The 12,651-nt window shown below is 69.6% G+C and carries 8 protein-coding genes; 5 read left to right on the top strand and 3 right to left on the bottom strand.

The window, feature by feature from the left end; all coding sequences use genetic code 11:
• Nucleotides 1-253: 253 nt before the first annotated feature.
• From ML01_RS16010 to ML01_RS16000, 3 genes are all read right to left on the bottom strand, one after another.
• Nucleotides 254-3,478 (bottom strand): efflux RND transporter permease subunit, encoded by a 3,225-nt coding sequence (locus ML01_RS16010; protein WP_082674346.1) that lies wholly within the window; start codon nt 3,476-3,478, stop codon nt 254-256.
• A gap of 168 nt (nt 3,479-3,646) precedes the next feature.
• The gene (locus ML01_RS16005) at nt 3,647-4,000 is read right to left on the bottom strand and encodes a hypothetical protein (RefSeq protein WP_058556411.1); all 354 of its coding nucleotides are present in this window, start codon (nt 3,998-4,000) and stop codon (nt 3,647-3,649) included.
• A 3-nt stretch (nt 4,001-4,003) separates the two neighbouring features.
• Nucleotides 4,004-4,408, bottom strand: a complete 405-nt coding sequence (locus tag ML01_RS16000; RefSeq protein WP_058556410.1) for a hypothetical protein — start codon at nt 4,406-4,408, stop codon at nt 4,004-4,006.
• A 260-nt stretch (nt 4,409-4,668) separates the two neighbouring features.
• On the opposite strand from ML01_RS16000, the gene ML01_RS15995 reads away from it, so the two are divergent.
• The 5 genes from ML01_RS15995 to ML01_RS15975 all read left to right on the top strand — a co-directional run.
• A complete protein-coding gene (locus ML01_RS15995; RefSeq protein ID WP_058556409.1) occupies nt 4,669-5,232 on the top strand; it encodes a peptidylprolyl isomerase in 564 nt (187 codons plus the stop codon).
• Nucleotides 5,233-6,851: 1,619 nt separating this feature from the next.
• Nucleotides 6,852-7,298: a DoxX family protein gene (locus ML01_RS15990; RefSeq protein ID WP_058556408.1), complete on the top strand. Its 447-nt coding sequence runs from the start codon at nt 6,852-6,854 to the stop codon at nt 7,296-7,298.
• 352 nt (nt 7,299-7,650) lie between these two features.
• Nucleotides 7,651-10,923 (top strand): DEAD/DEAH box helicase, encoded by a 3,273-nt coding sequence (locus tag ML01_RS15985; RefSeq protein ID WP_058556407.1) that lies wholly within the window; start codon nt 7,651-7,653, stop codon nt 10,921-10,923.
• Between the two features lie 24 nt (nt 10,924-10,947).
• Nucleotides 10,948-11,796, top strand: coding sequence for a glutaminyl-peptide cyclotransferase (locus ML01_RS15980; protein ID WP_058556406.1), 849 nt, complete (start codon nt 10,948-10,950; stop codon nt 11,794-11,796).
• A 101-nt stretch (nt 11,797-11,897) separates the two neighbouring features.
• A partial coding sequence (locus ML01_RS15975) for a 1-deoxy-D-xylulose-5-phosphate synthase N-terminal domain-containing protein (RefSeq protein WP_254045282.1) occupies nt 11,898-12,651 on the top strand: 754 nt, incomplete at its 3' end.

The raw sequence follows: 12,651 nt of genomic DNA, 5'->3' as shown, positions 1-12,651 counted from the left end.
CTCGGAAGCGACTCGCATGGGCGACCTGTGGACTAGACGAGGGGCGCCCGCCCTTGCATCCACGCGGGCGCGCCGCAGCAAGGGCAAGACGCCCGAGTAGGATGGCCAACGCACAGCATGCCGATGTTTCAGAGGCTTGGGCGCGACCTTGGTGGCCACGCCGGCGCTTTGCCTGGCCTACAACCTGGGCAGCGGGGCCAACGCCGGGGGTCCGTGGGGTGGAACAAGCGCGGCGGTTTCACCCAGCCCGTTGCTACGACATCCCCGCGGGCCTCGGCTCGGCCCCCGGCGCCCGGCCCGCCACCTCGGCCCCGCCGCCCCCCTGCTGCTTGGCCCCGCGCCGCACGAACCGCAGCGTGAGCGCCAGCAGCGCCGGCATAAAGGTCAGCGTCACCAGCGTGCTGAACAGCAACCCAAATAGCACGATGGCGCCGAGCCCGCGATAGAGCTCCGTCCCCGCACCCGGGTTGAACACCAGCGGCGCCAGGCCCGCGACCGTCGTGACCGTCGACATCATGATCGGCCGCAGCCGCACCCGCACCGCCTCGCTCACGGCGTCCGCGATGGCCATGCCCTGCTCGCGCAGGTTCGACACGGCGCGCTCGACGATGAGGATCGGGTTGTTCACCACGGTGCCGATCAGCACCAGAAAGCCCAGCATCGTGATCATGTCGAAGGGCTGCTGGATCGGATAGAGCCCGATCTTGTCCAGGTGCGCGCCGGCCCAGTTCAGCGCCGCGAGGCCGACGATGCCGCCGCTGACGCCGATGGGCACGCTGGTCATGATGAGCAGCGGCCAGCCCCAGTGGTTGAACACGGCCACCATCAACAGATACGCAATCAACAACGCCACCGCGAAGTTGCCCGCCAGCGCCCGCATGGTCGCCTGCAGCCGGTCGCTGGCGCCGCTCAGCTCCAGCCGGATCTCCTCCGGCAGCTCACCGGCGGCAGGCATCCCGGCGATGATCTCCGCTTCCACCCGGCGCACGCCCTCCTCCAGCGCCACGTCGTCCGGCGGGATGATGCTGAGCGTGATGGTGCGGTCGCCGTCCACGCGGCGGATGGTCTCGGTGTTGACGCTCTCCTGGAGCCGCGCCACCGCGGACAGCGGCACCATGCCGCCGGTGGGCGAGTAGAGCATCAGCCGCTCCAGGTCCTGCGGCTGCTCGATGTTGCCGGCGGTGCTGTACAGAAAGATATCGATCTCGTCGTCGTCCAGGAAGAAATCGTCCACATAGGCGCCGTCAGAATAGGCCCAGACCGTGTAGCCCAAGTCCGCCGGCGCGATGCCGAGCTCCGCCGCGCGCTCCCAGTCCGGGCGCACCTCCAGCATCGGTTGGCCGAGCGTCAGCGCGGACGGCTCGGCCTTTACGCGCGGGCCGTCGAAGATGACCTTCGCCTTGTCCTGCACCTTGCCCGCCGCGGCGAACAGCGTGGCCAGCTCAGGTCCGCTGATCTCCACGTTGATGGCCCGGGTGCCGCCGAAGTTGCCGGCGAAGATCGACCCGCGGCTGGAAAAGCTTCTGAGCCCCGGCAGTTGGCCGGTCTTCTCGGTGGCGATCCGCATCAGCTCGCCGGTCTGGCGGCGATCCGTGGCCTCGCGCACCGCAAACACCCGGCTCTGCGTCGCGAAGCCGATGGTGAAGTTGAGCGCCGGCACGTCCGTCTCGCCGCGAGCGAACAGCGCCGGGTCCTGGCCCACGGCCGGGAAGAAGGCCTGGTCCACCTCCTGGAAGGCGCTGCGCATCATGTCGATGTTGTAGCCGGGCGGGGCGAACATCAGCGTGAAGATCTTCGACTCCTCGCCCTCCGGCAGGTACTCCGCATCCGGCGTCAGCGCCCAGATGATGGCGCCGGCACCCGCCAGCACCGCGACGATGACCGCGAGCGGCCGCACCACGCCGCGCGCGAGCCAGTGCACGAGCCCGAGCACGACGCGCGAAAAGGCGCCGCCGAGCCGGTCCAGCAGCGGCCTGCGGCGGTGCGGCGCGGGTGCGCGGAGCCAGCGCCCGGCGGCGGCCGGCACCACGGTGACGGCGAGGACCATGGACATCAGAATCGACGCCGAGATGGCCACGGCGATGTCCGAATAGAGCTGACCGGCCTCTTCTTCCACGAAGATCACCGGCAGGAACACGGCCACCGTCGTCAGCGTGGAGGCCAGCACCGCCGGCCAGACCTCGCGCACGCCGTCCAGCGCGGCCTGCAAGCGCGCCTTGCCGAGCCCCAGGTGCCGGTAGATGTTCTCCAGCACGACGATGTTGTTGTCCAGCGTCATGCCGATGGCGAAGGCGACGCCGGCCAGCGACATCACGTTGATGGTCCGGCCCGTCAGCAGGAGCCCCAGGAAGGCCGCGACGGTGCAGATCGGGATGCCGACGGCGCCGATCAGCGTCGCCGGCACCGAGCGCAGGAACAGAAACAGCACCAGCACAGCCAGCAGCGCGCCGATGACGAGGTTGCGCTGCACCACCTGCACGGCGTCCGTCACGTAGACAACATCGTCGGCGGTGCGGATGAGCTTCAATCCCTTGGGATTCAGCAGCCGCTCGTTCAGCTCCGCGACGCGCTCCAGCATGTCGCGCTTGATCTGAATCACGTTGGTGCCGATCTGCCGGCTCACCGCGAAGCCGAGGATCGGCTTGCCCTCGGAGTAGGCGTAGCTTCTGACTTCCGCGTAGCCCAGCTCGGCGTGGCCCACGTCTCGCAGCCGAATGAAGGCGCCGTCGCGCTCGGCGATGACCAGGTCTTCCAGCTCCTCCGGGCTGTCGAAGCGGCCGATGGTGCGCAGCAGATAGCGGCGCTTGCCGCTGTCGAGATCGCCACCGGAGACGTCCTGGTTGCGCGCGCGAATGGCGTCGCGCAGCTCCGTGAGTCGGATGCCGCGCTCGGCGAGCCGCACCGGGTCCACGAACACCTGGAGCTGGCGCTCCGCCCCGCCGCGCAGCTCGACGCTGGAGACGCCGGGCACCCGCTCCATGGGCTGCACCACGTACTCCTCCACCCAGTCCCTGAGCGCCACGATGTCCTGCTCGGTGAAGGCGCCGGACTCCGGCATCAGCCGGAAGTACATGAAGGCGTTGCTGGAGAAGGCCTCGGCCCGGATGCTGGGCTGGTCCACGTTCTCCGGGTAGCCCGGCACCTGCGACAGCGCGTTGTTGACGTTGAGCAGCGCCTCCGCCATCGGCACCGAGAACGGAAACTCCAGCTCAATGTCTGCGCTGCCGGTGCCGGCGGCGGACACCATCCGCTCCAGCCCCGGGATGCGGCCCAGATACTTCTCCTGCTCGACCAGGATCTCCTTCTCCACGTCCTGCGGCGAGGCGCCCGGCCACTGGGTGCTGACGGTGACGACCCGGGCATCGAGGTCCGGAATCATCTGCACCGGCACGTTGAAGATGGCCAGGATGCCGAACAGGGTCAGGATCAGCACCGCCACGGTGAGGATCACCGGGCGCTCGATGGCGAGCTTGAACATGGGCGGCAGCCCTCAGCCGGGCCGGAGCGTGAAGCGCGGCAGCGCGCCGGGTGTGCCTACAGGTGGCGCCGGTTTCGGCCCAGGCAACGCACGGGAGCGGCCAACCATCGGCTGCTTTCCGACAGGCGCGATGGCGGCAGCGGCGGCCCGCCGCGGGGCCGGCTGCCGTCAGCGCTTGCTCGGGTCGATGCTGATGCCGCGTGAGCGCAGGGCATCCACGATGAGCCGCGCGTTGGTGTTGCCCTTCTTGGCGAGCAGGGCCGTGTCCGCCGCCATGCCTTCCAGTTGATCCTGCAGCCGCCGCGCCTCATCGAAGGCGGGCTTTTGCGTGGTCCGGAGCATGGCGAGCTGGCTGCGGTCCTGGTAGAGCTGCGAGGCCTGAAACAGCAGCAGACCGGTGATGGCGCAGGTGACGAGCAGGATGGGCAGAAAGGCGCTGGTGGGCTTGTCGCCGATGAGGCGCTCGCGCAGCGGCGGGCGCTTGTTAGGCCCGCCGCGGGCGGGCGACGCGGTGGTTGCCATCCGTCAGTCCTCCTGTTTCGGCGCGGTTGGCTCGCGCAATTTCGCGCCGGCCGTGGAGCCCGGCGTCAGCGCCGCCTTGTTGGTGCCGGCGGGCGCGTCGGTGCTGAAGGTGATGCCGTTGTTCCACAGCACCTGCTTGAGCTCGTCGTCACTGGTGGCGACGGCCAGGTTCGCGAGCACCTGCGCGAGCTGCACGTTGAGCTTGCTCAGCACGATGCTCTCGTTGATGAACTGCTGGCGCTCATCGAGCTGGCCGCGCATGCCGCTGATGCGGGCCGACAGCGTGGTGGTGACGAACACCAGCCCCAGCGCGACGGCGCTGATGCCGGTGAGCAGGTAGAACTGCCACTGTTTCAGCGCGAAGGATGAAACCGAGCTGTCGGTACCGGTATCGGTATCGGTTGCCATGCGATGGACCCTGGCATGCAACGCCTGTTGGATGGGCAGCCTGACCCTGAGGGGGCTCCCCGATGTGTGCCCTGCCGCCGCGCATGAGCTCGCGCCAGCGCTGGGGCGAAATCCCAAAACGCACGCGATTCTAACCCGATCCGGCGCGACCCGTCGAAGTCAGCCCCGGCACCGCTACAATGCGCGCCCGCCGGTGTCGCATGGCCCATGCGCTCCCGCGGCACCCGCACCTGCACCGTCCAACACCCGAGGAGCCAACCATGCGTCATCTGCATACCCTGTCGCTGCTTGTCGCGACCAGCCTGTTCGCCGCCACCGCCACCGCCGACAACCCCCGCGTCGCGCTCGATGTGAGCATCGGCGGCGAGCCCGCCGGCACCCTGGAGCTGGAGCTGTTCCAGGACGTGACGCCCAAGACGGCCGAAAATTTCCGTGTGCTCTGCACCGGGGAGCAGGGCACCGACCTGGCCTACGCCGGCAGCCCGTTCCACCGGATCATTCCGGGCTTCATGATCCAGGGCGGCGATTTCACCAACGGCAACGGCACCGGTGGCAAGTCGATTTATGGCGAGAAGTTTGCCGATGAGAACTTCGAGCTCAAGCACACCGAGGCCGGTCTGCTGTCCATGGCGAACGCGGGGCCGAACACCAACGGCTCACAGTTCTTCATCACCGTGGCGCCGACGCCCTGGCTCGACGGCAAGCACGTCGTCTTCGGCAAGGTGGTCGGCGGCATGGACGTCGTTCGGACCATGGAGGCCCAGGGCAGCCGCGGCGGCAGCACCAAGGCCCCGGTGGTGCTGGAGTCCTGCAAGGCGCTGTGACGCCAAGGAGCCACCACTGAGGTTCCGCCAGCCGTCCGTCGAAATCGGGATCGGGATCGGGACCGGGATCGAAATCGAGATTTCGATCCCGATCCCGACGCGCCTCGCCAGTCCGACGCCCCGTCCAAACTTGACTCAGCAGCGAGCATTCGGCGCCGTCAAGCAATTTAGCGAGGCAGAGCCTCAGACCGACCAGGGCACGGCGCCTAGTCTTGCGCCGTCCCCTCGTCGGGGCATGGAAACAAGGGCCAAGGGCCAAGGGCCGAGGCGGGCTCCCTTGGCCCTTGGCCCTCGGCCCTCTCGCCTGCAAGCGCCGTGTCGTCGTGAAACTTGACGCATCTGCAAACATTCGCCGCCGTCAAGCAATCTAGCGAGGCAGCGCCTCAAACCGACCAGGGCACTGCGCCTAGTCTTGCGCCGCCCGCTCGTCGAGGCATGGAAACAAGGGCCAAGGGCCAAGGGCCGAGGCGGGCTCCCTTGGCCCTCGGCCCTCTCGCCTGCAAGCGCCGTGTCGTCGTGAAACTTGACGCATCTGCAAATATTCGCCGCCGTCTAGCAATCTAGCGAGGCAGCGCCTCAAACCGACCAGGGCACTGCGCCTCGTCTTGCGCAGCCGGCGCGTTGGCCCTTGGTCCTTTGAGGCCGGCAGACAGTAGCGAGCGGATCAATAGCTCGTAGCTTTGCGGATGGGCAGGCAACGTTCGGGGTCGGATCACCGCAAGTTCTGATGGACCGCGAAAAGTGGTCTCCCACAGAGGTATGCCCGACAAGCGGGCTCGACACCGCGCCGGCACGGACTGGGAGCGCCGGCTTTCAGCCGGCTTCGCGTGCCGGGGGCTCGATGCCCCCGGCACGCGATCTGCGGCGCGGGAGCCGGGCGGTTGCCCATGCCGCGTCGCCAGGCGGACGACCGCGCATGTGCCCTCTTAGGTCAGCTCGGACGCCGCCGACGCGGCATCGAGCCGCGTCGGCGGCGAGCCGGCTGGAAAGCCGGCGATCCCGGTCAGCGATCCCGATGCGCATTTCGATTTTGGCGCGCCTGGCCGGTCCAACGCTCCGTCGAAACTTGACTCATCTGCAAGCATTTGGCGGCCCCAAGCAAACTAGGGAGGCAGCGCCTCAGACCGACCAGGGCACGGCGCCTCGTCTTGCGCAGCCCGCTCGTCGGCGTATTGGGCCAAGGGCTGAGGGCCGAGGGCCGAGGGCTGAGGGCTGAGGGCTGAGGGCCGAGGCGGGCTCCCTTGGCCCTCGGCCCTCGGCCCTTTTGCCTGCAAGCGCCTTGTTGTCATGAAACTTGACTCATCTGCAAGCATTTGGCGGCCCCAAGCAAACTAGGGAGGCAGCGCCTCAGACCGACCAGGGCACGGCGCCTCGTCTTGCGTAGCCCGCTCGTCGGCGTATTGGGCCAAGGGCTGAGGGCCGAGGCGGGCTCCCTTGGCCCTCGGCCCTCGGCCCTTTTGCCTGCAAGCGCCTTGTTGTCATGAAACTTGACTCATCTGCAAGCATTTGGTGCCGTCGAGCAATGCATTTGGTGCCGTCAAGCAATCTAGTCTGAAAGATCACGCCGGCCCGACGGGTCTCTACCGGTGTTACTGACAACACCCACGCGGAGATCCGGCATGAGCACCACGACCCTCGACGTCCGTCACAACAGCTTCACCCGCCCGCGGGAAGGCCTGGGCGTGCTGGCCGCGCGCCACGCGCATTGGCTGCCGCGCATCGCCTTTGCATCCGTCTTTCTCTTTCACGGCGTCGGCAAGCTCGTCGATGTTGCCGGTTTTGCCCAAATGATGAGCCTGCCACTGGCCGCGGCCTGGTTGGTCACCTTCGCGGAGCTCGCCGCCGGGCTCGGTGTGCTCATCGGCCCGCTGCTGCGCCGCGACTGGATCACGCGCCTCGCGGGTCTCGCCGCGGTGCCGGTCATGCTCGGCGCCATCGCGCTGGTGCACTGGCCGCAGTGGACCTTCGTGCCCACGGACAGCCATCCGATGGGCGGCATGGAATTCCAGGTGGTCCTGCTGCTGCTGGCCCTGTGGTTCGCCGCCGTCGGCAATCGCGGCGCCTGACCCGCCCGCCCCCGGGTACGCCGGATTCATCCGGCTCTTGCGAACGGGGCGACGTCAGTCGCCCCGGTCGCTACCGAAATCGAAATCGAAATCGGGATCGGGATCGGGATCGATGATGAAGGGGTGTCGCACCTCGACACAAGTGCCTCGGACCTCGGACTCCAGCGTCGCTTACACCTGATGCGATCGGGCACGTCGATCCCGATCCCCCGCCTCGGCGCAGAGCCAACACCGCCCGTCCGCTGCGACGCGGCTCCGACCCATCGCCCGAGGAATCTTCGACACGCGGGTTTCGATACCCGCGCCGTTTGCGTAAGCTTCCGAGGTTGTTCCCGCCGGACGCCCCCGCCGCATGGCCGATCAGCCTCGCCTGTCCCGTGCCGACATCCGCGCCTATGTCGGTTCGACCTATTTCATGCGCGGACTCGGCTACTTCGAGCAGGGCCGCGTGCTCGCCGTGGAGGCCGCCCGCGTCGACGCCCAGGGCGTTCGCCTGCGCGCGCAGGTGCTCGGCAGTGGCGGCCATGTGTATCGGCAGACCATCTCCATCCGCTGGGAGAGCTACGGCGCCTCGCTGGACGGCGACTGCGACTGCCCCGTCGGCTACAACTGCAAGCACGTGGCCGCGGCGCTGCTGGAGTTTGCGGCGGCGCCGGAGCGCATCCTGCACGGCGGTGACGCGGACTTGGCGAAGGGCTGGCTCGCGCGCGTTGCCGCCGCCGGCCGCGCCACTGAGCCCTCCGGGCAGGAGCGGCTCTACTACCTGCTCAAGCCCGCCACCCGCGGCATGGAGGTGGAGCTGCGCGTCGCCCGCCCGCTGAAGACCACCGGGCGGCTGTCCAAGGGCCGGCCGCTGCTGTTGGGCAACCTGGCCGAGAGCCACCAGGAGCCCGCCTACATGCAGCCCGGCGACGCCGAGATCCTGAAGCTGCTGCGCAGCATCAGCAGCGGCAGTTGGCCCATGGTGCCGGTACTAACCGGGGTGCTCGGTCACCTGGCGCTGTTCCGCATGCTGGACACCGGCCGCTGCCACTTGCAGCAGCCGGATTCGCCGCCGCTCGGCCGCGGCGAGCCGCGCCTGCTTGCGATGGCCTGGCGCGAGGACGCGGACGGCTTCTTGAACCTGACCTTTGCCGCCGCCGACGATGCCGCCGCCGAGATCCTGCTGACGGACCCGCCGACGTACCTCGACCCGGCCCGGCACAGCGTCGGCGAGCTGGACAGCCGGGGGCTCTGCACCGCGCAACTGAAGGAGCTGAAACGCGCACCGCGGCTGCCGCAGGACCGCGCGGAGGACGTCTCGCGGCTGCTGCTGAAGGAGTTCCCGGAGCTGCCGCTGCCGACGCCGACCCGCCTTGAGCTCGCCCGGATCACCGACACCCGCCCGACGCCCTGCCTTCGCCTGCACGGCGGCCGCGGCGGCGCCGATGCGCACCGGCTCAGCCTGGACTTCGACTACGCCGGGCACCGGGTGCCGGCCTGCCCGGCGGAGACGCACAGCATCATCGACAGCAACGGCGCCCTCGTGGACGTGGCGCGCGACCCCGCCAGCGAGTCGGCCGCGGTGGCGACGCTGGAGCAGCACGGCTTTGCGCCCACCCCGGAGCAGCCCATGCGCGGCCCGCTCGCGCTCGCCGCCGGCGGCGGCGACGCCCTGACCCGCGCCGGCTGCTGGTCGGCGCTGCTGCGCGACGGCTTGGATGCGCTACGCGCAGCCGGCTGGCGCGTGGACTTCGACGAGAGCTTTCGGCTGCGCTTCGAGACCGGCGACTGGGAGGCCGCGGTCGATGAGGCCCTCGACGGCGAAGGCGCAGGCAACGACTGGTTCGGGCTCCGGTTCGACCTGCAGTTGGACGGCCGGCGCCTGCCCCTGGTGCCCATCATCGCGCCGCTCTTGGCGCTCGGGCCGGATGCGGAGCTGCCGGCGCTGGTGAGTGTGCCCCTGCCCGGCGACGGCGCGGACGGCGAGACGCGCTACGTGGACCTGCCCGGCGAGCGCATCCGCCCGGTGCTAGAGACGCTGCGGGAGCTGTTCGGCGACGCACCGCCGGCGGGCGATGGGCAGCTCAAGCTCTCGCGCTACGACGCGCCGCTGCTGGACGATCTTGCCGCCCGCGGCATCGCGCTCGCCGGCGGCCGGCGGCTGCGGGACCTCGCGCAGCAGCTCAAGGACGTCTCGCAGATCCCGGAGGTGGCGCCGCCCGCGGGGCTCACCATTGAGCTGCGGGCCTATCAGCGCCGCGGGCTCGACTGGCTGCAGTTCCTGCGCGGCTTCGACCTGGGCGGCATCCTGGCCGACGACATGGGCCTCGGCAAGACCGTCCAGACCCTGGCCCACGTGCTGCTCGAGAAAGAGGCCGGCCGGCTCGACCGCCCGGCGCTGGTGGTCGCGCCGACGAGTCTGGTCGGCAACTGGCGCCGCGAGGCGCAGCGCTTCGCCCCGAGCCTCTCGGTGCTGGTGCTGCACGGCAATGACCGTTTCGGGCGCTTTGCGGCCATCGCCGAGCACGACCTCGTCGTCACCACCTATCCGCTGTTGCCGCGGGATCGCAAGCGCCTCGGCGAGGAGCAATTCCATTTGTTGATCCTGGACGAGGCGCAGACCATCAAGAACCCGCGCGCGCAGGCCGCGCAGGTGGTGCGCGAGCTCAGGGCCCGCCACCGGCTCTGCCTCACCGGCACGCCGATGGAGAACCACTTGGGCGAGCTGTGGGCGCTGTTCGACTTTTTGCTGCCCGGCTTCCTCGGCGACCAGCAGCGCTTCAAGCGCCACTGGCGCACGCCCATCGAGCAGCACGGCGACACCGAGCGGCGCGAGCGCCTGGCCCGGCGCGTCGCGCCCTTTCTGCTGCGCCGGCGCAAGCAGGACGTGCTCACGGAGCTGCCGCCGAAGACCGAGATCATCCGCAGCGTCGCCCTGGGCGAGGCGCAGGCGGCGCTGTACGAGGGCATCCGGCTGTCCATGGAGCAGCGGGTGCGCGACGCCATCGCCGAGCACGGCCTGGCCCGCAGCCACATCACCATCCTGGATGCGCTGCTGAAGCTGCGCCAAACCTGCTGCGACCCGCGGCTGCTCGACCTACCCGCCGCGCGGCGGGTGAAGCACTCGGCCAAGCTGGAGCTGCTGATGGACCTGCTGCCGGAGCAGCTCGACGAGGGGCGGCGCATCCTGTTGTTCAGCCAGTTCACCAGCATGCTGGCGCTGATTGAGCAGGAGCTCGACGCCCGCGACATCCGCTACGCCAAGCTCACCGGGCGCACGCGCAAGCGCGACGAGGTCATCGAGCGCTTCCGCGGCGGCGAGGTGGACCTGTTCCTGATCAGCCTAAAGGCCGGCGGGCTCGGCCTGAACCTCACCGAGGCGGACACCGTGATCCTCTACGACCCCTGGTGGAACCCCGCGGTGGAGGCGCAGGCCGCCGACCGCGCCCATCGCCTGGGGCAGGAGAAGCCCGTGTTCGTCTACAAGCTCCTGACCGAGGAGACCGTGGAGGAGAAGATGCTGGCGATGCAGCACAAGAAGCAGGCGCTCGCCGACGGCATCTACCGCGCCGGCGCGGGCGAGGCCGGCGCCGCCTTCAGCGCCGATGACATCAACGAACTGTTTGCGCCCATTGCCGAGTGAGCCCCTGTGCGCCGGCGTCTGCACATGACACGACATCTGCGGCTCGGCGGCTGCCTGGTGCTGTTGCTGCTGGCGTTGGCGGGCGTCGGCGCGGCCGCGCCGCCGGTGCACGGCTTCAAGGTCGTTGCGAGCTGGCCGCACGATACCGGGGCGTTCACGCAGGGGCTGGTCTTTGCCGACGGGGAGCTGTACGAGTCCACCGGCGGCTATGGGCAATCGAGCCTGCGGCGGGTGGAGCTGGCGACCGGGCGCGTGCTCCAGCGGCGCGCGCTGCCGGCGACGCTGTTCGGCGAGGGGCTGACGGCGTGGCGCGGCGAGCTGGTGCAGCTCACCTGGCGGGAAGGGAAGGTGCTGCGCTACGAGCGGGCGACCTTTGGCTCGCTCGGTGAGCTTGCGCTCTCCGGCGAGGGCTGGGGCCTGACCCACGACGAGCGCGCCTGGATCGTCAGTGACGGCAGCGCGACCCTGCGCTTCTTGGATGCCGGCACGGGCGCGGAGCGTCGGCGCGTCGTGGTGCGCGACGCGGGCAGGCCGGTAACGCGTTTGAACGAGTTGGAGCTGGTGCCGGTGCCCGACCGGGCAACGGGCGGCTCGGGCGAGGGCGTCCGCGGCGAGGTCTGGGCGAACATCTGGCACAGCGACCGGCTGGTGCGCGTCGATCCCGCCGACGGGCGCGTGCTCGGTTACGTGGACCTCACCGGGCTCTGGCCCCAGCGGGAGCGCCCGCACCGGGATGCGGTGCTGAACGGCATCGCCTACGATGCAGACGGCGAAAGGCTCCTGGTGACGGGCAAGCACTGGCCGCGGCTGTACTGGATCGAGGTGCCTGGGCTGTTGCCGGCGCCGGCGGACGATAACTCCGCAAAGCCCTGAACCGCGTCGGGCGGGCGAAAGCGCCTCCGGCAACTCACGGACCCCACGGCGGGCGGCTTCCGCTAAACTCCTACGGTTTAGCCGCAGCCAGCAGAACGATCATGCCCGACGACAGCCGCCGCGCCGCCCCCGAGACCGTCTCTGTCGAGACGAGCACCGTGCTCCAGCACGCCCGTAGTCCGACGGCCGGGAATGACCCGCCAAGCGTCGCGGCTCAGGGCAAGGTGCAACCCTTACCGGGCGCACCGGCGGGCGAGTCGGGCGCGCAGGGCGTGGACGCCGCGTCTTACCCCCTGCTGGCCACCATCGACACCCCTGCCGACCTGCGTCGGCTGGAGCCGGCCGGACTCAAGCAACTGGCCGCGGAGCTGCGGGCGTATCTCATCGACAGCGTCTCGCGCACCGGCGGGCACCTCGCCGCCGGCTTGGGCGTGGTCGAGCTCACCATTGCGCTGCACTACGTCTTCGACACCCCCGAAGACCGCCTGGTGTGGGACGTCGGCCACCAGGCCTACCCGCACAAGATCCTCACCGGGCGGCGCGCGCGCATGGACGGCATGCGCCAGAAGGGCGGCCTGTCCGGCTTTCCCAAGCGCAGCGAAAGCGTCTACGACAGCTTCGGCGTCGGCCACTCCAGCACCAGCATCAGCGCCGCGCTGGGCATGGCCATCGCCGCCCGGGCCAAGGGCGAGAGCCGCCAGGTCATCGCCGTCATCGGCGACGGCGCCCTCGGTGCCGGCATGGCCTTCGAGGCCCTCAACCACGGCGGCCCGCTCGACCCCAACCTGCTGGTGATTCTCAACGACAACGAGATGTCCATCAGCCCCCCGGTCGGCGCCATCAGCAGCCACCTCG

The organism is Thiohalocapsa sp. ML1, from assembly GCF_001469165.1.
In the GTDB taxonomy this organism is placed as follows: domain Bacteria; phylum Pseudomonadota; class Gammaproteobacteria; order Chromatiales; family Chromatiaceae; genus Thiohalocapsa.
This window is presented reverse-complemented; position numbering and strand designations above follow the sequence as displayed.

Coding starts and splice junctions, on each gene's coding strand:
- ML01_RS15990 (WP_058556408.1), top strand. CDS start 6,852: ATGAGCACCACGACCCTCGACGTCCGTCACAACAGCTTCACCCGCCCG.
- ML01_RS16005 (WP_058556411.1), bottom strand. CDS start 4,000: ATGGCAACCACCGCGTCGCCCGCCCGCGGCGGGCCTAACAAGCGCCCG.
- ML01_RS16000 (WP_058556410.1), bottom strand. CDS start 4,408: ATGGCAACCGATACCGATACCGGTACCGACAGCTCGGTTTCATCCTTC.
- ML01_RS15985 (WP_058556407.1), top strand. CDS start 7,651: ATGGCCGATCAGCCTCGCCTGTCCCGTGCCGACATCCGCGCCTATGTC.
- ML01_RS15995 (WP_058556409.1), top strand. CDS start 4,669: ATGCGTCATCTGCATACCCTGTCGCTGCTTGTCGCGACCAGCCTGTTC.
- ML01_RS15980 (WP_058556406.1), top strand. CDS start 10,948: ATGACACGACATCTGCGGCTCGGCGGCTGCCTGGTGCTGTTGCTGCTG.
- ML01_RS16010 (WP_082674346.1), bottom strand. CDS start 3,478: ATGTTCAAGCTCGCCATCGAGCGCCCGGTGATCCTCACCGTGGCGGTG.